This window comes from Sphingomonas sp., from assembly GCF_035998645.1.
In the GTDB taxonomy this organism is placed as follows: domain Bacteria; phylum Pseudomonadota; class Alphaproteobacteria; order Sphingomonadales; family Sphingomonadaceae; genus Sphingomonas.
This window is the reverse complement of the sequence record NZ_DASYHL010000004.1, coordinates 74,402-96,779: the sequence shown is the minus strand read 5'-3', so window position 1 is coordinate 96,779 and position 22,378 is coordinate 74,402. Positions and strand designations below refer to the sequence as shown.

Sequence of the window (22,378 nt, the reverse complement as noted above, 5' to 3'; positions counted from 1 at the left end):
CGACCACTAACCAACTCCCCTGTCGTTGCAGCTGCAAACCGCACGGGGAGTCGAGCGCGAGTGTCTCGCCCCCGCCCCAGGGCACAATGGATCGCGCCACATCTTGTCATTTTTGGGGCGCTCGCCGGCACGAACCCGCCCAAGCAACTTTGTTTGCAGGATATATTACATGTCAGAATAAGGCGGAAAAGTGGCATTGCCGAAACCCCTGTAATGTGATGTGTTATCACGGCACGCCCAGACGTGCCTCTGCGGCGATGAATCGAGCGCCGCGAACAGGAGGTTGCCCATGCACTGGAAATCGGGTTCCGCGCTTCTCGCCCTCGCTCTGACCCTTGCCGCCTGTTCGCAGGCTCCGGAAACCAACCCGTCGTCCGAACGCGCCGAAGCGGCCGCCGAAGTCTCCGAGCCGCCCGCTGGAGTCTCCGTCACCGCCGCGCCCGGGGTCGCGTTCAACTATCGCTACGCCTTCAGCCTGCCCGCCCAGCGCGTCGCCGCCGCGCAGGAAACCCATGCTGCTGCCTGCGAGAAGCTGGGCATCGCGCGGTGCCGCATCACCGGCATGCGCTATCGCCTGACCGGCGAAAATGCGGTCGAAGCGATGCTCGCCTTCAAGCTCGACCCGACGCTCGCACGCGCCTTTGGCAAGCAAGGCATCGCCGCAATCGAGGAGGCTGAAGGACGACTGGTCGATGCCGAGATCACCGGTACCGATGCCGGGGCGGAGATTGCCCGCCTTGCCGGAGAACGCGCCAGCGCCCGCGACGAACTGGCGCGAATCGACCGCGAGCTCGCCCGCACCAACCTGCCCGCCAGCGAGCGCGCCGAATTGCAGCGCCAGCGTGCCGATCTGGTCGCACAGATCGAGCAGGTCCAGAGCGCGGCGGGCGCGCAACGCGACTCGCTCGCCACCACGCCGATGACCTTCGACTATGGCTCCGGCCCGGCGGTGCGCGGGTTCGATGCCAGCGCGCCGCTCAGCAGCGCGCTCGACCTGCTCGCGGGATCGGCGCAGGCGACTTTGGCCTTTGTCCTTGGCGCGCTGGCAGTGCTGGCGCCTCCCGGACTGGTGCTGGCGATCGGCTTTCTGGGCTGGCGCTGGCTGCGCCCGCGCATCCGCCGCACGAAACCTGCGACGGCACCGGCCAGCGATTGATTGCACCGCACGCGCGGCTGCGATATAGGCCGCGCCACAAAGCCCCGGCGTCGCGCGACCGTGCCGCCGGGGCACCGCGTTTCTGAAGGACCCCGCATGGCACGCCGCCGCCAGATCTATGAGGGCAAGGCCAAGATCCTCTACGAAGGCCCCGAACCCGGTACGCTGATCCAGTATTTCAAGGATGATGCGACCGCGTTCAACGCCCAGAAAAAGGGCACGATCAGCGGCAAGGGCGTGCTCAACAACCGGATTTCCGAGCATATCTTCACGCTGCTCGGCGGGATCGGCATCCCCACCCACTTCATCCGCCGCCTCAACATGCGCGAGCAGTTGATCCGCCAGGTCGAGATCGTCCCGATCGAGGTTGTGGTGCGCAACGTCGTCGCCGGGTCGCTGGCCAAGAAGCTGGGGATCGAGGAAGGCACGCCGCTGCCGCGCACGATCATCGAATATTATTTCAAGGACGATGCGCTCGGCGATCCGCTGGTCACCGACGAGCATATCCTGTGCTTTGGCTGGGCCGCGCAGGAAGAGCTGCACGACATGGCCGACATGGCGGTGCGCGTGAACGACTTCCTGTCGGGCCTGTTCGCCGGAATCGGCATCCGCCTCGTCGACTTCAAGCTCGAGTTCGGCCGGATCTTCGATGAGAACGGCTATGCCCGCATCATCCTCGCCGATGAGATCAGCCCGGATGGCTGCCGCTTGTGGGACATGGTCAGCGGCGAAAAGCTCGACAAGGACCGCTTCCGCCGCGACCTGGGCGGCGAAGTCGAAGCCTATCAGGAAGTCGCACGCCGCCTGGGCCTGTTGCCCGAGGGCGCCGATTCGGCGGTGCTCGACCTTGAGACTCACCGCAAGAAGCGCGGGAAGTAAGTTTGGTGCGCGGTCCCGCTGCGGCGGGGCCGGCCCCTACCCCTACCCCTTCGCCTTCAAGCCCGCGATAATCCCGAAGATGAAGGAACAGATCAGCGCGATCTGAACCTGCCCGCTTGGGTCGCTCCACCCGAAATAGTCCCTGCCGAACGCGGCGAGCGCGACGAACAGGGTGATTGCCAGAAATGCCATCACGCCAGACTCCATGGCACAAGGTTCCGCCCCCGCGGCGGCGACTCGGCAACGCCGAGTGTTGCGCATCGGGGTAAATGGGCGATGAAATCTTGAACCCGCGTGGCGTTAGGCCCATAGGGCGCGGCAAATCCCCGGAGGAATTCCCATGAAGCTGCGCATCGTCGTCACCCTCAAGAACGGCGTGCTGGACCCGCAGGGCAAGGCGATCGAGCATGCACTCGGCTCGCTCGGCTTTTCGGGTGTGGGCGAAGTGCGCGTCGGCAAGCTGATCGAGCTCGAGGTCGCCGACGACACCAGCGACGCGGACATCGACGCGATGTGCAAGAAGCTGCTCGCTAACACCGTGATCGAAAACTATCGGGTGGAAAAGCAGTGAAAACCGCCGTCATCGTCTTCCCCGGATCGAACTGCGACCGCGACCTGGCGGTGGCGATCGAGAGCGTGACCGGGTCCAAGCCGGCGATGGTCTGGCATGGTGAGACCGACCTGCCCGACGGGCTTGGCCTGATCGCGCTGCCCGGCGGCTTTTCCTATGGCGATTATCTGCGCTGCGGCGCGATTGCGGCGCGCTCGCCCGTGGTGCGCGCGGTGGTCGATGCGGCGAATCGCGGCGTGCCGGTGATCGGCATCTGCAACGGGTTCCAGGTGCTGACCGAAACCGGCCTGCTGCCCGGCGCGCTGATGCGCAACTCCGGCCTCAACTTCGTGTGCCGCGACGTCGCGCTGACGGTCGAGAACAGCCAGTCGATCTTCACCAGCCGGTACGATGCGGGTGAGACGATCTCAATCCCGGTCGCGCACCATGACGGCAATTATTTCGCCGATGCCGCCACGCTCGACCAGCTCGAGGGCGAGGGCCGCGTCGCATTCCGCTATGCCAGCGACGTCAATGGCAGCGCGCGGCAGATCGCGGGCATCGTCAACGCCGGCGGCAATGTGCTGGGCATGATGCCGCACCCGGAACGCAAGATCGAAGCCGCGCATGGTGGCAGCGACGGACGCCGCCTGTTCGAAGGGCTGCTCGAAGCGGTAGCGTGAGGCGGTGAGCGGCGACGCCATCGTTTGCGCGACTTGCCCGGTCGCCGATCGCGCCGTCTGCTCCGCCTTGTCGTCCGACGATCGCGGCGAACTCGCGCGGATCGGGCATCACCGCCGCTATGCACGCGGCGAGACGATCGTTGCGGCGGGGGATTCGGCCACGGTCTGCGCGACCCTCACGCGCGGTGCGGCGAAGATGTCGACCATTGACCGCGACGGGACCGAGCGGATCGTCGCGCTCGTCCACCCGGCCGGGATGCTCGGCCAGCTGTTCGCGCCGACCGCGACGCTGCACGTCACCGCGCTGACCGACAGCGAGGCGTGCCTGTTTCCGGCGTCGCACGTCGCCGCGCTCAGCGACGCGCGCCCGGCGCTCGCCCGCCGCCTGCTGGATGAAGTCAACCGCGAACTGGACGCGAGCCGCGCGCTGATCGACCTGATCTCGAAGCGTCAGGCCAAGGGGCGCGTCGCGGCGCTGATCCTCGCCTTTGCCCGCGCGGCCAGCCCCGCGCCATGTCACGACGCCGACAGCTTCGACCTGCCGCTGACGCGCGGGGAGATGGCGCAGCTGCTCGGCATCACGATCGAGACGGTCAGCCGCACGCTCACCGCGCTGGAAACGGCGGGGCTGATCGCGCGGCACGGCAGCCATGGTATCGCGATTCGCGACCGCGCCGCGCTGGACGACCTCGCCGCCGGATAAAAGAAAAGCGGGTGAACCCGTGGGTCCACCCGCCTGAGGGAGGGTTGGTTGGTCAGACCGTGAAGCGGATCACGGCGACGATCAGGCCCCAGATCATCAGCATGGCCGGCATGATCATCACCTGGACGGTCGCGCCGCCTGCGCCGAGATGGCCCGATCCGGTCGGCAGCCCCTGGGCCACGAAATCGGCGAAGCTGGGCGCGCGCCCCTCGCCCGGTGCCACCCGCGCCCACCAGCCGGGGACGATGAAGGCGGCGGTAAGGAAGACGCCGAAGATCACGAACGGGATCGCCAGCCCCTTCTCCCCGAACGCCGCCCACATGATGCCGAGATAGGCGAAGAAGCCCGCAAACACCCCGATGTGCAGCGCCGGATGCAGGTCGAACACATGCTCACCGCGGGTGCGCGGCATCGCGACGGCGTTTGCGAAAACGGTCTGGTGAATGGGCATGTTCATCGTCGGTCTCCTTGTCGGGAGGGACGATGCGCGGGCTAAAGGCGTCCCGCTTTGCGCTTTGTCAAACTAGGCGCGGCCGGTGTCACGGGGTCCGCGATTTGGTGCCAAACACTCGCGTCGTGCGCGCGAGGATCAGAATAGCGGTCGGCCACAGCATCGTGTTCCAGATATCCTGCCAGTTATGGTCGAGGCGCACCCTGCGCCCGGCGGCGAGCGTGTCGCAGATATCCCATGCTTCGCCGGCCAGCGTGATCGCCAATGCTACGGCCCAGGGCTTCCAGCTGCGCAGCGGCCAGCGGAAGATCAGCGCGGCGGCGAAGAAGACGAGCAGCCCGATATGCACATGCAGACTATCGCGGGCGAGCCCCGACCATTCGACCAGCCACCCCTTGGCATTGCCGAACACATCGAGCACGGGTCAAACCCGCGTGCGGAACGGGGTGAAGTCGGTCCCCTCGTCGAACACATCCACGCCCTCGCGGCGCTTGAGGAACCCGACCACGGCGTAGGTGACGGGGGTCAGCAACACCTCCCAGCTGACCTTGAGCACCCATTGCGTCACCAGCACCTTGAGCACCAGATCGTTGGTCCACCCCGTCGCGCCCCAGAAGGCGAGCGGGTAGAAGATCAGGCTGTCCACCCCCTGCCCGACAAAGGTCGACCCGATCGTACGTGCCCACAGATGCTTGCCCTTGGTCCAGATCTTCATCTTGGCGAGCACGAAGGAATTGACGAACTCCCCCGCCCAGAAGGCGACGACCGAGGCGAGCACGATGCGCGGCACCTGTCCGAAGATGGCGTCATAGGCAGGCTGGTTGGTCCAGTCCGGCGCGGGCGGGAGCACGACGACAACCCACGACATGAACGCCATGAACAAAGTCGCGACAAAGCCGGCCCAGATCACGCGGCGCGCGCGGGCATAGCCATAAACCTCGGTCAGCACGTCGCCGATGATGTACGAGATCGGGAAGAACAGGATGCCCGCGCCGAACGGCCACCACACCTCCCACAACGGAATCCAGATCTGCGCCACCTTGCCCGCGCCGAGCACGTTGGACAGCAGCAGGATCGCGACGAACGCCGCCATCACATAATCATAATAGCGGAAATGCCCGCCCGCGACCTGCGCCGCGTTGATCCGTGCCGGTCCTGCCCCGTCGCTCATCGCTGCCCCCCCCTGATGACGCACCCAAACTATGATCGCGAGTGAGCGAGCTTGCAACAGACCGCACGCCTCAGACAGCCTGATGCACCCTCCGACCAGACTGAACCATATCGGCGATATCATTGGACCTGTGGCAACGAATGAATGATACTGATCACAATACGACTGTGCAATTTGTGTAATGCGTTCGATATTATCTTGTTGGAGCAAGACGATGAAGATCATTACTCATAGTTTCGGCGCAACATTTACCGGAATCTACTTGGCCTGCGCGGTTCCGGCGATGGCAGCGGATGACACGGAGAAAACAGGCATTGCCGCCGGCATCGGCGTTGCTGCGGCAAGCGGAAAGACAAGTTTGGGCGATGGCGCAGGTGCAATCGAGGCTTCGTTGCTGAACAGCGATGCCGTGTTGAAGGCGGGGAGCGCGATCCGGGAAATCGCACACGCGCTGCGCACGGAGTCGACCCGCCCAATCCTGATCGTCTCGAAGGGCGATACGGTCGATTTCTCGATGGGCTTGTGGGTGCTCCAGCGCATGGACGAGCTCGCCGCGAGAGGGGATCGCACGCTTTCGGGTGCCAAGTGCGTGAAGGAAAAGGTCCTGATCGAGGAGACAGAGCGAAAGGCCGGAATTCTCAAATCCACAGAGGGTGATGGAACGACGAAGAAATTCGGCTTCGCCCTCAGCGACATTACCGCCGCGCTGGCAAGCGACATATCGGTCGGGGCGATCAAATTGACCGCCGAGGACCGCGTCCTGATCAGTGCCATTCAGATGGGACGGGGACCCGATCCCGTATGGCGCGACGTAGCCACGATAGAAAAGAACAAGCTCCAAGGCATCGCAGATCCCGATTTCCGCACATTGGGTGAGCGCCAGATGATCAATCCGGCAAGCAATCCCGCATTCACCAAACTGGCACGACTGCAGGCATGGACCGACCAATGGCGCCATTGTGGATCGGACGAGTTCAAGGCCACAGTCGAGACTATCGACAAGTTCGTCGCCAGTGTTCTTTCCGCGGAGAAGGGTACACCCGCGATCCTCGCCGCCGCCGAAGCGGCCAATGCGGTGCCAACGGATATGGGCATCACCAACTTTGGGGCCATGCCCTATATTCTGCGCGTCTCGATAGATGACATTGGCGGAACCTCAGTAACGCGATCGAATGTGTGGTTCTCTTTGGGCATGCCTGGCGCTGCGGTGATCACAAGTGGTCTGAAAGTCAGCTTTCAGTTGAGCGACCCCAGCCAGGGATCGAACATCGCCACGGGAATGGTCCGCTGCGCGACACGCCCTATCAGCTATCGGGAGGTGCAGGCCATGTTGGTGACCGTTGAGTCGAAGGGGTCTGGATCGTTAGGAGATCGGCAGAAGAATCTGGTCACGTGCGCGTATCGATTGAGTTGACGATGCGGCCGTCGGCATAAATCGCGGTTCCGCCGCCCCCCAATCCGCGCTAACGGGGCCTTCACGCGCGCCCGTAGTTCAACTGGATAGAGCACGAGCCTTCTAAGCTTGGAGTTGCAGGTTCGAGTCCTGCCGGGCGCGCCAGCCATTCCGCGCAAAGCGGAGGGACCGGGAGGGGGACGCGATGCCGCATTTCGGCGACTATCAGCATGCCATCTATGGCGCGGGACTTCAGGGCGTGCTGCCGACGATCCCGGTCGACTTTGCCAGCCTTGAGAAGCGCGCCGAGGCGGCGATGGCACCGTCGCTATTGTCCTACGTCCAGGGCGGGTGCGGGGACGAGCAGACGCAGCGGGCCAATGCCGACGCCTTCCGCCATTGGGGCATCGTGCCGCGAATGATGGTCGATTGCTCGGTCCGCGACCTCTCGGTCGAACTGCTCGGAATGAAGCTGCCCTCCCCGCTGTTCATGGCCCCGGTCGGGGTGGCGGGGATGTGCACGCAGGATGGGCATGGCGACATCGCCGCCGCGCGCGCCGCCGCGATGACCGGGGTGCCGCTGACCGTTTCGACGCTGACCAACGATCCGCTGGAGGATGTCGCCGCCGCAATGGGCGGCACGCCGGGGATGTTTCAGCTCTATACACCCAAGGACCCCGAACTCGCCGCGAGTCTGGTCAGCCGGGCCGAGGCGGCGGGGTATAAGGCGATCGTGGTGACGCTCGACACCTGGGTCACCGGCTGGCGACCGCGGGACCTCAACACCGCCAATTTCCCGCAGCTGCGCGGGCATGTCCTGTCCAACTATTGGTCCGACCCGCGCTTCCAGCAGATGCTGGCCAAGCCCGTGGCGGAGGACCCGCGCGCGGCGGTGATGACCTGGGCCGCAACGTTCGGGCGCGTGCTGACCTGGGCCGACATGCCGTGGCTGCGCTCGCTGACCACGCTGCCGATCATCCTCAAGGGTATCTGCCACCCCGACGATGCGCGCCGCGCAATCGATGAGGGCGCAGACGGCATCTATTGCTCCAACCATGGCGGACGTCAGGCCAATGGCGGGATCGCCGCGATCGACCTGTTGCCCGATGTCGTCGCGGCGGCGGGCGAGGTGCCGGTGTTGTTCGATTCAGGGATCCGGTCGGGCAGCGACGTCGCCAAGGCGCTGGCGCTCGGCGCGACTGCGGTCGGCGTGGGTCGGCCCTATTGCTACGGCCTCGCGCTCGGCGGCGCCGAGGGCGCGGCGCATGTGCTGCGATCGATCCTGGCCGAGGCGGATTTGCTGATGGCGGTCGATGGATTTCCGAGCACTGCAGCGTTGCGCGAGGCGGGGGCGCGGCGGCTATCCTGACGCCTTCAGGGATCACTCAAAACCCCGATTGACCAGCGTTGTCTGATAGCGCTACCAATCTACTCGTACACGGTCCGACAGTGGCCGGAATCTTAGAGGAGAGATGCGCATGATCGCCCCATTGGCGCTGGTCGCCCTGCTTGCCGCCGCGCCGCAAGCGGTGCCCGCCCGGACCGACAAATTGCCGGTCGGCATCTGCATCAACATCGGCAACACGTTCGAGCCGCCGGCTGAGTCCGCCTGGGGTGGCAAGCCGCTGGCCGATGACGACATGGCGATCATCGCCAAAGCCGGGTTCAAGACGGTGCGCCTGCCCGTCCGTTGGGACACGCATGCCGGGCCGGGGCCGGACTTCAAGATCGACGAAGCCTATATGAAGCGCGTCCGTAGCGCGGTGGAACAGGCGCGCGCGGCGGGGCTGAACGTCATCCTCAACAGCCATCATTTCGAGGCGATTCACAAGGATCCGCTGGGCAGCGCGCCACAGCTGGCGGCGATGTGGCGGCAGATCGCGGCACGCTTTGCCGACATGCCGCGCGAGCATGTGTGGTTCGAGGTCGAGAATGAGCCGCACGAGAAATTCGACAACAAGAACCTGATCGCGGTGATCACCCCGGCGCTGAAAGCGATCCGCGAGACCAACCCCGATCGCCCCGTCATCGTCGGCGGCGAGTTCTGGAGCGGGATCGACAGCCTCGCGACGCTGCCGCTGCCCGAGGACCCGCATATCGTCCCGACCTTTCACTATTACGAGCCGTTCGACTTCAGCCATCAGGGCGCGAGCTGGGTCAATCCCGCCCCGCCGCTGGGCCGCACCTATGGCACGGCCGAGGATGCGTTGCGCCTGAAGCGCGATGTCGAGAAGATCCGCGCCTATATTGCGCGCACCGGCAAGACGCCGTTCATGGGTGAGACGGGGGCGCACACGACCACCAGCCTCGACCAACGCGTCGCCTATCACCGCGCGGTCACCGCCGCGTTCGGGCCGATGGACATCGGCATGTGCACATGGGCGTACAGCAACACCTTCCCATTTTACGACAAGGAGAAGAAGCAATGGCTTCCGGGTCTGCGCGGCGCGATGGGGCTGCCGGAATGAAGCGGGTTCTGATCGCTGCGGCGGCGCTCGCCGCGCTTGCTCCCGCCGCCGGTGCGGCACAGGACCAGCCGACCGCCGAGCTGCAGGCGCTGGACGATGCGTTGCCCGGCGCGCTGATCAACGATCCGTCGCGGATGGACTGGGCATTCTACGGTGCCGAGCAGAAGACCAAGAATGTGCAGGACCCGTCGATCCCGGGTGGCGGTGCCGCCGTGCGGGTCGAGGTGCCGCGCGCCGGTGCCAACATCTATGACAGCGGCGCGAACGTGCCGATCCGTCGCGGCATCGCAGTCGGGCGCGACGTGACGGTTGCCTTCTATGCCCGCACGGTGAAGTCCGAGGCGCCGGGCGGCAAGGGCAAGATCGGCGTGCGGTTCCAGCAGAATGCCGCGCCCTATGCGGGCTTTGGCGACACCGTGCTCAACGTGGGCAGCGAATGGGCGCTGTACGAAGTCACCGCGCGATCGGACAAGGCGCTGCCGACCGGACAGGCGGTGGTCGGCCTTCAGCTCGCCGGAGCCAAGCAGGTGATCGAGATCGGTCAGGTCATCATCGTTGAAGGCGCCACCAGCATCCGCACGACCAAGCGCGTCGAGACCGCCGCCGCGCCCGATCCGGAGCTGCCGCCGCAGCTCAAGGACAAGGGCAAGATGCTCAACGATCCGGCCAATCGCGACTGGGGCTTTCACGGCGCAGGGCAGACGACCAAGGCGACCGTGACCAATGTCTATGGTCGCGTCGGCACCCTGTTCAGCATCGCGGCGGCCGGGACCGCGCCCTATGTGTCGGGGGCCAGCATCACGCTGGACGAAGAGATCAAGGACGGCGACGTGCTGTTGGTCGCGGTGCTCGCGCGTACGCTGTCGGCAGGTACGACGGATGGCCAGGGGCTGTTGTCAGTGCGCATCCAGAAGAACACCGCGCCCTATGACGGCTTCCTCGACAAGCAAATTCAGGTCGGGCCGAATTGGCGTCTCTACCAGTTCCGCACCCAGGCCGGGATGGACATCGCCAAGGGTGCGGCGCAGCTCGCGATCCACACCGGCGGCGCCCAACAGGAGATCGAGGTCGGGCCCGTCTATGTCATTCGCGAAGAAGCGGTGCTGACATCGTCGAGCAACTGACCCTGATTGCCGGGGCTGCGCGTGCGGCGGTCGCCCCGGCGCTTGGCGGTGCCTTAACGCTATGGACTGTGGATGGCGTACCGATGCTGCGCGCAGCATCGGCGGAGGCCATCGCGGCGCGCGATCCGCTCGGCATGGCCAGCTTTCCGCTGGTGCCCTTTTCCAATCGGATCGCTGATGCGCGGTTCGACTGGGCGGGGGAGCACCATGCGATCGCGCCGAACTTCGCGCCCGAGCCGCATGCGATCCATGGCATCGGCTGGACGTCGGCATGGGAGGTCAGCGAGGCACGCGACGATCGCGTCGTCCTGACGCTCGACCATGCCGGCGATGCGCGCTGGCCTTTTGCCTTTGCCGCCGAGCAGATTGTCGCGCTGACCCCCGACACGCTGACCGTCACCCTCACCGCGCGCAATCTGGAGGCGTTCGACGCGCCGCTGGCGTGCGGGCATCACCCCTATTTTCCGGCAGCAGGCGCGCGGCTGCGCTTTGCGGCGGAGCGGCGCTGGCCCCCCGATGCGCGAATGCTGCCCGGCGATCCGGTCGAGATTGCCGACCGGCAGGTCGATTTCGCGGTAGCCGAACGCGCGCTCGACTGCGCCTTTTCCCGATGGGACGGGGTTGCGACGATTGCCTGGCCGGAACGCGCGCTGCGGATCGAGTCCGAGGTCGATCATGCGGTGGTCTATACCCCCGGCGGCGCCCCGCATTTCTGTTTCGAGCCGGTCGCGCACCTGCCGAACGCGCTCAGTGTCACGGTTGCGCCTGGTGCGAGCCATCGCGCGACGATGCGCCTGATCGCGCAACCTGTTAGCGTGCGCGCATGATCGCTCCGCCCGTCGCCAGCATCGTCATCATCGGCGGCGGTACCGCCGGTTGGATGACTGCCGCCGCCGCCGCGCGCTTCCTGAACGATGGTCGGCGCACGATCACGTTGGTCGAATCCGACGCGATCGGCACGGTCGGCGTCGGCGAGGCGACGATCCCGCCGATCCGCGAGTTCAACCACCAGTTGGGCATCGACGAACGCGACTTTGTCCGTGAGACCGGCGCGACGATCAAGCTTGGCATCGAGTTCGTGAACTGGGGGCGCAAGGGCGACCGCTACCTGCACCCGTTCGGCGATCTGGGGCATGATTTTCAGGGCGTCGCGTTCCACCAATATTGGCTCAAGCACCGCATCGGCAGCCTTGAGGACTATTGGATGGCGGCGCAAGCGGCGCGGCGCGACCGCTTTGCCCATCCCGCCGCCGATCCGCGCACACCGCTGGGTGGCCTCGCTTATGCCTATCATTTCGACGCCGGGCTCTACGCCGCATTCCTGCGCCGCCGGGCCGAGGCCGGTGGGGTCAGCCGCGTCGAGGGGAAGATCGCGTCGGTCGAACTCGACGGCGCGACGGGCCATGTCGCCGCGGTCGTGCTGGATGATGGCCGCCGCGTCGCCGGCGACTTCTTCATCGACTGTTCGGGGTTTCGCAGCCTGTTGCTCGGCGACGCGCTGGGGGTCGGCTATCGCGACTGGTCGCACTGGCTGCCGTGCGACCGCGCGATGGCGGTGCCATGCGAGCGCGCCGATCCGCTGACCCCGCTCACCCGCTCCACCGCGCATGAGTTTGGCTGGCAATGGCGCATCCCGCTGCAGCACCGCACCGGCAATGGCATCGTCTATGCCAGCGCGTTCGGCAGCGACGAAGCCGCGCGTGAGACGCTGCTGGCGAACCTCGACGCGCCCGCGACCGCCGAGCCGCGCGCTTTGTCCTTCACCGCCGGGGTGCGTGAGAAGCAATGGCAGGGCAATGTCGTCGCACTCGGCCTGTCCGCCGGGTTCATCGAGCCGCTCGAATCGACCAGCATCCATTTGATCCAGACCGGCATATCGAAGCTGATGTGGCTGTTCCCGGACAGCGGCATGGGGTCGGCGGGGCGCAACGAATATAACCGGCTGATGCACGAAGCGTACGAATATGTCCGCGATTTCATCGTGCTGCATTACAAGGCGACCCAGCGGCGCGACACCGCGCTGTGGCGGCATGTGGGCGAGATGCCGGTCCCCGACAGCCTTGCCGCCAAGCTGGAACTGTGGCGCGAGCGCGGGCGCATCCGCCGCTATGACCATGACCTGTTCGGCGTACCCAGCTGGGTCGCGGTGCTGATCGGCCAGGGGATCATGCCCGAGGGGCACGACCCGCTGGTCGATTCGATGGACGATGCGCGCGTGACCGCGGCGATGCGCCAGATCGCCGCGACCTATGCCGATGTGGCGGGGAAGCTCCCCGGCCATGCCGATCAGATCGCGGCGATGGTACGGTAGGGTCCAGCGATCTCCGATTCCCCTCCCTGAAAGGGAGGGGGGCTGCATGGCGACAGCGCCGGGTTTAGGGACAGCCCACGACCTGATCCGCCGCTGTGCCCAACGCCACGCGCGACAGGCTGTAGGTGACCGCCCCTTCGCTGCGCAGAACGAACGGTGCCTCGACCCGGCCGAGATTCGCCCCGCCCTTGGCGAAGCATTTGAGCGGGACACCATAGCTGACCCACGCGCCGAGCTTGGCCCCCTCGACCGCAGTTGCGCGCACTGCGGCATTGCCGATGCGGAAATGCAGCGGGCCGGCGGGCTTGGCGTCGACGCGCATCGTCGCAACCAGCATGACATCGCCATTGGTTTCGCGCGTCAGGTCGAGCAGCGCCTGGGTCGCGACCGCGACATCGGCGGTGCCCGAAGCGATGGCGAAGCGGCGCGCGCCTTCCTGCACGACATGGTCGACCGCAGTCACGCGCACCCGCCCGCTCGCCGCCACTGCGGGAACGGTGGTGATCCGCGTCGAATCCGCCGGATCGCCATAGACCAGCAGCGACCAGGACGCGGGGGGAACGCCGCCCGCGAAATAGACATGGCCGGCATCCTCGTCGGCGACCCCGCTATCCTCCGACAGCGGCTTCCATGCCGAAGCGCCACCGGCAAGCGTCAGGCCATAGCCGAAGGGAAACAACGTCGGGCCATCGGCACGCGCGGTGGCGGGCCAGGCGGCGGGCAGTTTGCCGGTGAAGTCGTACGGCGCGCGGCGGTCCTTGCGCTGGACCAGCAGGTCGGCGATCCCCGCCCCTTCCGATCCCGGCAACCACGCGACGACGAAGGCATCGGCGGCATTGAGTTCCGGGTTCATGAACAGCGGGCGGCCGGTGACCATCACCGCGACCACGGGAATCCCCTGCGCCTTGAGCGCCTTCATCGTCTCATAGGGCTTGCGCAGTTCGGGGCGCAGCTGGAGCGTCTTGAGGTCGCCCTGGAACTCGGCATAGGGCGTCTCACCGAACACCACGATCGCGACGTCGGGCTTCTTGGCAAACTTGCCGTCCGCGACCAGCTCGGCGCTGCCGCCGGTCGCCGTCACCGCGCTTTCGAGGCCCTTCCAGATCGAGGTTGCGCCGGGAAACTGGTCGTTCTTCACCCCCGTGCCCTGCCAGGTCAGCGTCCAGCCACCCGACTGCCGCCCGATATCATCGGCGGCATCCCCGGCGACCAGCACATGCGCGCCCGCCTTTACCGGCAGCAGCGAGCCGTTATTCTTCAGCAGCACCAGCGACTTGCGCACCGCGTCGCGCGCGACCGCGCGGTGATCGGCACGGCCGAGCAGCGACCAGTCGCCCGAATATTTGCGCGTCGATGGCTTGCCCGCTTCGAACAGCCCGAGCCGCATCTTGACCCGCAGGATGCGCGCGACCGCATCGTCGAGCCGCGCCATCGGCACTTCACCCGACTTCACCTGCGCCACGAGGGAATGCCAGAGCGGCTTCCAGCTATCGGGTGCCATATACATGTCGAGCCCGGCATTGACCGACTTGGCGCACGAGGCGTTGGTGCAGCCTTCGACCTGACCATGCGCGTTCCAGTCGGAGACTAGGAAGCCGCCGAAGTTCATCCGGTTCTTGAGCACATCGGTCAGCAGACCCTTGTGCCCGGTCATCTTGGTGCCGTTCCAGCTCGAGAAGCTGACCATCACCGTCGCTACCCCCTGCTCGATCGCAGGAATATAGGGGGCACCGTGGATGTCGCGCAGCTCGGTCTCGCTGATCCGCGCATCGCCCTGATCGCGCCCCTCATGCGTGCCGCCGTCAGCGAGGAAATGCTTGGTCGAGGCAAGGACATAGGGACCGGCGAGCAGGTTGGTGCCGCTACCCGGCCCCTGCAGCCCGCGCACCATCCGCTCGACATAAGATGCGACCAGCTTGGGGTCGGACGAATAGCCTTCATAGGCCCGGCCCCAGCGGAAATCGCGCGGGACGGTGACGGTGGGGGCGAAGGTCCATTCCTGTCCGGTCGCGCGGATTTCCAGCGCGGTGGCCTGCGCGATCTTTTCGATCAGATCGGGATCGCGCATCGCGCCGAGGCCGATATTGTGCGGGAACAGCGTCGCCCCAATGATGTTGCTGTGGCCATGGACCGCATCGGTGCCCCAGATGATCGGCACGCCGACGCGACCGCCGCTCTTGTCGACCGACGCTTCGTAGAATTCGTCAGCGAGTTGCAGCCATTTCGGCGCCAGCGCGAAATCATCGCCATAGGGGCCGCTGCTGCCGCCGTTGAGGACGGAGCCGAGGTGGTAGGTGCGCACGTCCGCGGGCGTGACGCTGGCGATGTCCGCCTGGACGATCTGCCCGACCTTCTCCTCGACCGACATTTTGGCGATCAGCGCCGCGATCTTCGCTTCGACAGCGTTGTCCGTCTGCTGCGGCCAGGTCGGACTCGGCCAGATCTCGGGGTTCACCGGGCTTTCCTGCGCCGCGAGCGGGGCGGCCAGGGCGGCGCCGAGCGCCAGAAGCATCAATCGTTTCATCTAGTCCTCTCCAGGATGCGGATCAGTTGGTCTTGAGGTACGGCGCGGGCGCTGGGATCGACGCGGTCGGGACGGACCCCACGCGCGAACCACCAGCCAATCCACTCGCCGGGCGTGACGGGGTCCCAGTCGCGATAGGGCATCCGCCCGCGCGCCGCAAAGCCGCGACGCAGGGTCGCCAGATCGTCGGTCGGCGTGCCGCTCCAGCGCTCGGTCGCCCAGTCGATCATCCGCTGGTGTGCGATGGCGGTCCGGCGATTATATTCAGCGGCTTCGCGCTCGCTCGGCTCGGCATGCGGCATGAACTCGATCGCGCGCAGGATATCGGCATGTGCGGCGGACAGCGCATGGCCATCGAAACTCTCGGCGACCAGCGCAGCCTCGCCGAGCGCGATCCTCCGACCGGCACGCGGAGCCGGGTGGCGGCCGGCGGGCAGCCCATCGCCCTGTGCGAGCCGCCAGCCCCATGGGGGTGCCTGCCACTCGACCCCAGTTTCGCTGGTCGTCAGCGCCTCGCCTTCTGGACCGCCCGACTTGATCGGCTCGGCGATCAGGTTCGGCAGCTGCGCGTCGATCCAGTCTTCCCCGGGCGTAGTGCAATCGAGCAGCAGCGCGCCGTCCTCCGCCTCGCCCCGTGCGATCCCGAGCGCGGCGGCCATTTCGGCAAGCAGCGCGCGATAGGCGGGCATGTCGAACCGCACGCCAAATGGTTCGGCCCCCGGCCCGGTCAGCATCGCCCAGTCCGGCGTCGCATCGGGCCGCTCGGCCAGGCTGCGCAGCCATAGCTGGTGCAGTGCGACGCCCTCGACATGCGGGATCGCACCCGGCGCGCCGAGCCGCACTCCGTCGAGCATGGTCCGATAGATCCCGACCGCGCCGGTACGGCGGATGAACAGGCTCTGGTCCAGCCCGATCGCGCGGTGGAATCCGTCGATCGCCAGTGTCGCCGCGCCGATCCGGTCGAGCAGCGAGCGGGGATCGGTGGGGCGCTCGACCAAAGTGACCCGCGCGGCAGGAAGCGCGCGGCGAAAGGCGATGGCGGCGGACAGCGCGACCACGCCGCTGCCCAGCACGGCGACGCTGGCAGGGCCGCTCATACCGCCCCCCATGCGCCCTGCGCGCGCAAGGCAGCCTCATGGTCGGGCATCGCATCGACCCGCTCGCGGATCGTGCGCGCCATATCGTCGAGCGCGCGGTTGAGCGCGGCGGGTGAGGGATTGTCCGCGCGCGGGTCGTGCCGCGCGGGGATCATTCCTTGGCCCAGATAGACCGCAACCCAGCTTGGCTCGAGGAACAGCCCCTCGCCATGTTGCTCGATCCGGCCCGCCTCACGCCACAGCTCCAGCTTGCCGGCCAGACTGTCGGGCAGATCCATCGTGCGGACATGGTTCCAGAAGTCCGAATCGTCGCGCGTCGTGGCGTGGTAATGGAGGATCAGGAAATCGCGGACGCGGTCATATTCATAATCGACCGTCGCGTTGAACGCGGCGCGGTCGGCGGGGTCGATCTGGCGCTCCGGGAACAGCTCGATCAGCCGCATCACCGCCATTTGCGCGAGATGGATGCTGGTCGATTCGAGCGGTTCGAGGAAGCCGCTGGCCAAGCCGATGCTGACGACGTTGCCGACCCAGCTTTCGCGCCGCCGCCCGGCACGGAAGCGCAGGATGCGGGGATCGGCCAGCGGTTTGCCCTCAACCGCGCCAAGGATCGCGACGCACGCCGCATCTTCCGACAGGAAGCTGCTGGAGAACACATAGCCATTGCCGACGCGGTGCTGAAGCGGGATGCGCCAGCGCCAGCCGGCCGTCATCGCGGTCGCACGCGTGTACGGCTCGATCGGCCCGTCCACTCGCGTAGCGGGCAGCGCGGCGGCGCGGTCGCAGGGCAGCCAGTGCGACCAATCCTCCCACGCCGCATCCATCGCCCCGCCGATCAGCAAAGCGCGGAAGCCCGAGCAGTCGATGAACAGGTCGCCCGCAACGCGCTCGCCACTCTCCAGCACAAGTTCGGTGACGTCGCCGTTCTCACCGTCGCGCTCGACTCCGGTGACGCGCCCCTCGGTCCGGGTCACGCCGCGTGCCTCGGAATAGCCGCGCAGCATCGGCGCCAGCTTGGTCGCGTCGAACTGATAGGCCCAGCCATAGCTGGTCGACAGGAAGTCGCCGTCAGCCGGCGGAAGCGCGAAGCGGTTGGCGCGGGCGGCTACGATCGGGAGCGAATAGTCCTCAAGGCTCCGCCGCGATCCTTCGTGCCGCGCACGCAGCCAATAATGGTGGAACCCCACCCCGGCCAGATCGACGCCATAGGCCCCGAACGGGTGGACATAGCGGTCGCCCAGCCTGCCGAAATCGCGGAAATCGATGCCGAGCTTATAGGTCGCGTTGGTCGCGCGCATCATCTCGGCCTCGTCGATGCCGAGCCGCTGGAGAAAGGCGCGCAGGTGCGGGAGGGTCGCCTCCCCCACCCCGACGATGCCGATCTCTTCGGATTCGATCAGGCGCACATCGGCCACGCCGGGCAGGAAGCGCGCGAGGGCGGATGCGGCCATCCACCCCGCGGTTCCGCCCCCGACGATGACGACGCGCACCGGATCGCTCACGGCGCGCTCGCCGCGTGCGGGCCGACGACCAGCCCCATGAACAGCCCGGCATGAATGGTGGCAAGGCGCGAAGCGTCCACATCCTTCGCGATGCTGCGCCAGGCAGTCTCGCCGACTGGACGCCATTGCGCCTGCGCGGTGCCATCGTCGAAGCTCAGCTTCAGCTCGACCTGCGTCGCACCGTCACGCGGGACCGATGCGATCACCACGCCATTGTCGGGTTCGTCCTTCGAGATGCGGCGCCGCACGACGAGCTTGTCGCCCTCAAGCCCCGCGAACATCAGATGATGTTCGTTGGCGACCGCGAGCAGCCCCGCGCGCTCGGACGCGCTCTTGGGATCGAACGACACGCGCGTCGTCCAGCTCGCTTTGGCATGGCGCATCCGCTTGCCGAGATAGCTGGGCTGGGCGAGCGCACCAGCCGCAACCGGGCGCGTGTCGAGCGTCAGCGCGCCATCGGCGATCCGCCACCATGGCGCGCCCTTGGGCGAGCGCAGCATCAGCCAGTCATCGCCAAGCTTCGGCGCATCGAACTCCTCGCGCCAGTCGCGCGCTTCGCCGGGCGAGACAGGCAGCTTCGGCCGCGCCACGCTGGCGGGCATCGGCGTGCGCGGCGGCAGGATCGAGGGCCAGCCATCCTTCCACGTCACCGGCAGCAGGAAGGTCTCTCGACCCAACAGCGTTTCCTGCCCGCGGAACGGACGGGTGGCGAGGAACACGGCCCACCAGCTGCCATCGTCGAGCTTCACCATATCGGCGTGGCCGGTCGCCTGGACCGGGTTCGGACGATCCTCGGGCAGGTCGCGCTGGGTCATGATCGGATTGACCGGGCCCGGGGTGTACGGGCCGGTCAGGCTGCGCGAGCGGTAGATGGTCTGGGCGTGCTGGTCCGCCGTGCCGCCCTCGGCCGCCGACAGATAATACCAGCCATCGACCTTGTAGATATGCGGCCCCTCGGCCCAGATCGGCTTGGTCGCGGGATCGACGCCCTTGTCGACCAGCAAGTGCCGCGTCCCCTTCATCTTGTAGGTGGCGAGGTCGATTTCCTGCATCCATAAAGCGCGGTGCCCGTCATATTCGGGTTTGCCCGGCGGCGCGTCGTTGTTGATGATCCACGCCCGGCCATCCTCGAAATAGAGCGACGGGTCGATGCCGCCGAAATCGAGCCAGTGCGGCCCGCTCCACGGCCCCGCCGGGTTCTTTGCCGTGAGCATGAAATTATCGCGGCACCCGACACAGGTGTTGAGGATGTAATAGCTGCCGTCATGATACTCGATCGTCGGCGCGAACACGCCGCGATCCAGCGCCAGCCCGCTGAAATCGAGCATGTCCGGGCGGTCGATCGCATTGCCGATCTGGCGCCAGTTCACCAGGTCGCGGCTGTGATAGACGGGGATGCCGGGGAACCAGGCAAAGGTCGAGGTGACGAGGTAGAAATCCTGCCCCACCTTCACGATCGACGGGTCGGGGCGGAAGCCCGGCAGCACCGGATTCGCGAACTGCCCAGCGGGAAGCTCGCGCACCTCTGACTCCGCCGAATAAGCGACGAAATCGAATCGCGCCGCGCTCTGCTGCGCAGCAGCGGGCGCAGCAACTGACAGCGCCAGCAATGCGGCCAAACCCTTCATCTCGCTCCTCTCCTCCTTGTCTGCACGGGTTTCCCCGCGCCTGCACCGACGTTTTTTCCGCACGATGCTTGACACCTCCATAGGAGCATGATGTTAGCGCTATCAAGAGCAATGATGTCGGAGGGGTACAAGCGATGACGGTCTCGCTGGCTGGGATATTGCCGGACGATTGGCGGTCTGGCCGGTTCCTCGGGCGCATCGATCAGGGTGACGGTCCGGTGCCGGTCTTGATCGCCGATGGCGCGCTGTTCGACCTGACGCCGGGCACTGCCACCATCTCCGGTGCGATCGACCGCGATCTGACCGCGCCCGCGCATGGCCGGCACATCGCCGACCTCGACGCCGCCGATCCACGCCTGCCCGATGGCGCGACCCTGCTCGCCCCGATCGACCTGCAATGCATCAAGGCGGCGGGCGTCACTTTCGCGGTTTCGGCGATCGAGCGCGTGATCGAGGAGCGCGCGCGCGGCGATGCGAGCCAGGCGGCGGCGATTCGCGGGCGGCTCGAGGAACGCGTCGGCAGCGGCATCCGATCAGTCGTCCCCGGATCGGCCGAGGCGGCTGCGCTCAAGGCGGTGCTGATCGAAGACGGCATGTGGTCGCAATATCTGGAGGTCGCGATCGGCCCGGATGCGGAGGTCTTCACCAAGTCGCCGGTGCTGTCGGCGGTCGGGCATGACGCGCCAATCGGGGTGCGATCGGATTCGAGCTGGAACAATCCCGAGCCCGAAATCGTGCTGGCGATTTCCAGCCGTGGAGAAACGGTCGGCGCGATGCTGGGCAACGACGTCAATCTGCGCGATTTCGAGGGGCGCTCGGCGCTGCTGCTGGGCAAGGCCAAGGACAATACCGCGTCCTGCGCGCTCGGCCCGTTCATCCGCCTGTTCGACGACGGCTTTACCATCGACGATGTGCGCAGCGCCGATGTCGCGCTGACGATCGAGGGCAGCGACGGCTTCCGCCTTGAGGGCGCGAGCCGGATGAGCGAGATCAGCCGCGATCCGCTCGACATCGCGGCGCAGGCGATGAGCGAACATCATTATCCCGATGGCTTCGTCCTGTTCCTCGGCACGCTGTTCGCGCCGACGCAGGATCGCGATGTGCCGGGCGGCGGGTTTACCCACAAGGTCGGCGACCGCGTGACGATCGCATCGCCCCGCCTCGGCACGCTCGCCAACACGGTGACGACGTCGCGGGACGCGCCAAAATGGGAGATGGGCATCGCCGCATTCGTGCGCGACCTTGCCCGCCGCGGGCTCGCCGAACGGATTTGAACTCTGACTTGCAGGACATGCACATCATGAAGCTGACCCACCTGATCAATGGCGAGCGCGTCGCGGTCGACACGCCGCTGGAAAGCCGTAACCCGTCGAACACCGATGAGGTCGTCGCGACCTTTGCTGCAGGCGATGCTGCGGTGGTCGACCAGGCGGTGCAGGCCGCCCGCGCCGCGCAGCCGGGCTGGGCCGCGGCCTCGCCCGAAGTGCGCGCAGACCTGCTCGACAAGGTCGGCGCGACGATCATGGCGCGCGCCGCAGAACTCGGTGAACTGCTCGCCCGCGAGGAGGGCAAGACCCGCGCCGAGGGCATGGGCGAAGTGATGCGCGCCGCGCGCATCTTCCGCTATTTCGGCGGGGAAGCGCTGCGCCGTCACGGCCTGACGCTCGAATCGACCCGGCCCGGCCTCGACGTCGCGACCTATCGCGAGGCGGTGGGCGTGGTCGGCCTGATCACCCCGTGGAACTTCCCGATCGCGATTCCGGCATGGAAGGCGGCGCCCGCGCTCGCGTTCGGCAACACCGTCGTGATGAAGCCTGCCAATGTGACCCCGGCGATGGCCAGCGCGCTCGCCGACATCATCCAGGAATGCGGCGCGCCTGCTGGCGTGTTCAACCTCGTGCTCGGTCAGGGCGGCGTCGGACAGGCAATCGTCGATCACCCGCATGTCGATGCGATCAGCTTCACCGGGTCGCAGGGCGTCGGCGCGAAGGTCGGCATGGCCGCGATGACGCGGCAGGCGCGGGTACAGCTGGAGATGGGCGGCAAGAACCCGCTGGTCGTGCTGGCGGACGCGGATCTCGACAAGGCGGTCGCAATCGCACTGGACGGCGGCTTCTTCCAGACCGGGCAGCGCTGCACCGCGTCGAGCCGGGTGATCGTCGAGGATGCGATCCACGACCGCTTCGTCGCCGCACTCGCCGAACGCGCCAAGGCGCTCAAGGTCGGCCCGGCCCTTGCCGCCGACACCCAGGTCGGCCCGGCGTCGAGCGAGAGCCAGTTCGAGCAGAACCTCCGCTATGTTCGCAGGGCGATCGAGGAAGGCGGCCGCGTCGCCAGCGGCGGACCCGATCCGCTCAAGCTCGACACGCCGGGCTATTTCATGGCCCCGACGCTGATCGCCGACACCGACCCTGACATGACGATCAACCGCGAGGAAGTGTTCGGACCGGTCGTCTCGACCGTCCGCGCAAAGGACTACGAGCACGCGCTCGACATCGCCAATCAGGGCGAGTTCGGCCTGTCGTCGGGCATCGTCACCACCAGCCACAAATATGCGCGCGATTTCCGCAAGCGCATCCGCGCCGGCATGGTGATGGTGAACCTGCCCACTGCGGGCGTCGATTACCATGTGCCGTTCGGCGGCACGCGCAAGTCCAGTTACGGCGCCCGCGAACAGGGCTTTGCCGCGGTTGAATTCTACACGACCGTCAAAACGGTCTATTCGGGGGATTGAGGTT

Annotated in this window: 21 protein-coding genes and 1 tRNA gene; 14 read left to right on the top strand and 8 right to left on the bottom strand. The window is 66.7% G+C overall.

What is annotated here, in order from left to right; all coding sequences use genetic code 11:
• Window positions 1-289 precede the first annotated feature (289 nt).
• On the top strand, window positions 290-1,156 hold the full coding sequence (locus VGN66_RS09895) for a hypothetical protein (protein WP_327518658.1): 867 nt from the start codon (window positions 290-292) through the stop codon (window positions 1,154-1,156).
• Window positions 1,157-1,252: 96 nt separating this feature from the next.
• Entirely contained in the window at window positions 1,253-2,035 is a 783-nt protein-coding gene (gene purC / locus VGN66_RS09890; protein ID WP_224923303.1) for a phosphoribosylaminoimidazolesuccinocarboxamide synthase, read from the top strand.
• 42 nt (window positions 2,036-2,077) lie between these two features.
• Here the strand turns inward: purC and VGN66_RS09885 are convergent, their stop codons facing one another.
• Entirely contained in the window at window positions 2,078-2,227 is a 150-nt protein-coding gene (locus tag VGN66_RS09885) for a hypothetical protein (protein ID WP_186456746.1), read from the bottom strand.
• Between the two features lie 148 nt (window positions 2,228-2,375).
• Here VGN66_RS09885 and purS point away from each other — a divergent pair, with 148 nt between their 5' ends.
• From purS to VGN66_RS09870, 3 genes are read left to right on the top strand one after another with little or no spacing between them, the layout of a single operon-like run.
• Window positions 2,376-2,606: a phosphoribosylformylglycinamidine synthase subunit PurS gene (purS, locus tag VGN66_RS09880; protein WP_327518657.1), complete on the top strand. Its 231-nt coding sequence runs from the start codon at window positions 2,376-2,378 to the stop codon at window positions 2,604-2,606.
• Window positions 2,603-3,268 (top strand): phosphoribosylformylglycinamidine synthase subunit PurQ, encoded by a 666-nt coding sequence (gene purQ / locus VGN66_RS09875; RefSeq protein WP_327518656.1) that lies wholly within the window; start codon window positions 2,603-2,605, stop codon window positions 3,266-3,268. The genes purS and purQ overlap by 4 nt, the downstream gene beginning before the upstream one ends.
• A 4-nt stretch (window positions 3,269-3,272) precedes the next feature.
• On the top strand, window positions 3,273-3,971 hold the full coding sequence (locus tag VGN66_RS09870; protein WP_327518655.1) for a Crp/Fnr family transcriptional regulator: 699 nt from the start codon (window positions 3,273-3,275) through the stop codon (window positions 3,969-3,971).
• A 52-nt stretch (window positions 3,972-4,023) separates the two neighbouring features.
• On the opposite strand, the gene VGN66_RS09865 is transcribed toward VGN66_RS09870, so the two are convergent.
• From VGN66_RS09865 to VGN66_RS09855, 3 genes are all read right to left on the bottom strand, one after another.
• Window positions 4,024-4,428, bottom strand: a complete 405-nt coding sequence (locus VGN66_RS09865) for a hypothetical protein (protein ID WP_327518654.1) — start codon at window positions 4,426-4,428, stop codon at window positions 4,024-4,026.
• An 82-nt stretch (window positions 4,429-4,510) separates the two neighbouring features.
• Window positions 4,511-4,843 (bottom strand): hypothetical protein, encoded by a 333-nt coding sequence (locus VGN66_RS09860; protein WP_327518653.1) that lies wholly within the window; start codon window positions 4,841-4,843, stop codon window positions 4,511-4,513.
• A 3-nt stretch (window positions 4,844-4,846) separates the two neighbouring features.
• Complete coding sequence (locus VGN66_RS09855; protein ID WP_327518652.1) at window positions 4,847-5,593, bottom strand: queuosine precursor transporter; 747 nt, start codon at window positions 5,591-5,593, stop codon at window positions 4,847-4,849.
• 214 nt (window positions 5,594-5,807) lie between these two features.
• Between VGN66_RS09855 and VGN66_RS09850 the strand changes: the two genes are divergently transcribed.
• The 7 genes from VGN66_RS09850 (at window position 5,808) to VGN66_RS09820 (ending at window position 12,889) form a co-directional block, all read left to right on the top strand.
• Complete coding sequence (locus VGN66_RS09850) at window positions 5,808-7,007, top strand: hypothetical protein (RefSeq protein WP_327518651.1); 1,200 nt, start codon at window positions 5,808-5,810, stop codon at window positions 7,005-7,007.
• Between the two features lie 67 nt (window positions 7,008-7,074).
• A tRNA-Arg gene (locus VGN66_RS09845) sits at window positions 7,075-7,151 on the top strand.
• A 40-nt stretch (window positions 7,152-7,191) separates the two neighbouring features.
• Window positions 7,192-8,355 carry an alpha-hydroxy-acid oxidizing protein gene (locus VGN66_RS09840; protein ID WP_327518650.1) on the top strand — a complete coding sequence of 388 codons (1,164 nt, stop codon included), beginning with the start codon at window positions 7,192-7,194 and terminating at the stop codon, window positions 8,353-8,355.
• Window positions 8,356-8,464: 109 nt separating this feature from the next.
• A complete protein-coding gene (locus VGN66_RS09835) occupies window positions 8,465-9,454 on the top strand; it encodes a glycoside hydrolase family 5 protein (RefSeq protein ID WP_327518649.1) in 990 nt (329 codons plus the stop codon).
• The gene (locus VGN66_RS09830; RefSeq protein ID WP_327518648.1) at window positions 9,451-10,578 is read left to right on the top strand and encodes a hypothetical protein; all 1,128 of its coding nucleotides are present in this window, start codon (window positions 9,451-9,453) and stop codon (window positions 10,576-10,578) included. The genes VGN66_RS09835 and VGN66_RS09830 overlap by 4 nt, the downstream gene beginning before the upstream one ends.
• Entirely contained in the window at window positions 10,563-11,405 is an 843-nt protein-coding gene (locus VGN66_RS09825) for an aldose 1-epimerase (protein WP_327519361.1), read from the top strand. Before VGN66_RS09830 ends, VGN66_RS09825 begins: the two co-directional genes overlap by 16 nt.
• Window positions 11,402-12,889 (top strand): tryptophan halogenase family protein, encoded by a 1,488-nt coding sequence (locus VGN66_RS09820; RefSeq protein ID WP_327518647.1) that lies wholly within the window; start codon window positions 11,402-11,404, stop codon window positions 12,887-12,889. Before VGN66_RS09825 ends, VGN66_RS09820 begins: the two co-directional genes overlap by 4 nt.
• Window positions 12,890-12,953: 64 nt before the next feature.
• Here VGN66_RS09820 and VGN66_RS09815 read toward each other — a convergent pair whose 3' ends face one another.
• Genes VGN66_RS09815 through VGN66_RS09800 form a run of 4 tightly spaced genes read right to left on the bottom strand, consistent with a single transcriptional unit; the run spans window position 12,954 to window position 19,640 of the window.
• Window positions 12,954-15,413 (bottom strand): glycoside hydrolase family 3 protein, encoded by a 2,460-nt coding sequence (locus VGN66_RS09815; protein WP_327518646.1) that lies wholly within the window; start codon window positions 15,411-15,413, stop codon window positions 12,954-12,956.
• Window positions 15,410-16,510 carry a tryptophan 7-halogenase gene (locus VGN66_RS09810; protein ID WP_327518645.1) on the bottom strand — a complete coding sequence of 367 codons (1,101 nt, stop codon included), beginning with the start codon at window positions 16,508-16,510 and terminating at the stop codon, window positions 15,410-15,412. Before VGN66_RS09810 ends, VGN66_RS09815 begins: the two co-directional genes overlap by 4 nt.
• The gene (locus VGN66_RS09805; RefSeq protein WP_327518644.1) at window positions 16,507-18,012 is read right to left on the bottom strand and encodes a tryptophan halogenase family protein; all 1,506 of its coding nucleotides are present in this window, start codon (window positions 18,010-18,012) and stop codon (window positions 16,507-16,509) included. Before VGN66_RS09805 ends, VGN66_RS09810 begins: the two co-directional genes overlap by 4 nt.
• A complete protein-coding gene (locus tag VGN66_RS09800; protein ID WP_327518643.1) occupies window positions 18,009-19,640 on the bottom strand; it encodes a glycoside hydrolase family 43 protein in 1,632 nt (543 codons plus the stop codon). The genes VGN66_RS09805 and VGN66_RS09800 overlap by 4 nt, the downstream gene beginning before the upstream one ends.
• 134 nt (window positions 19,641-19,774) lie before the next feature.
• Between VGN66_RS09800 and VGN66_RS09795 the strand changes: the two genes are divergently transcribed.
• On the top strand, window positions 19,775-20,914 hold the full coding sequence (locus tag VGN66_RS09795; protein ID WP_327518642.1) for a fumarylacetoacetate hydrolase family protein: 1,140 nt from the start codon (window positions 19,775-19,777) through the stop codon (window positions 20,912-20,914).
• A gap of 26 nt (window positions 20,915-20,940) precedes the next feature.
• Window positions 20,941-22,374 carry an aldehyde dehydrogenase family protein gene (locus tag VGN66_RS09790; RefSeq protein WP_327518641.1) on the top strand — a complete coding sequence of 478 codons (1,434 nt, stop codon included), beginning with the start codon at window positions 20,941-20,943 and terminating at the stop codon, window positions 22,372-22,374.
• Window positions 22,375-22,378: the final 4 nt, after the last annotated feature.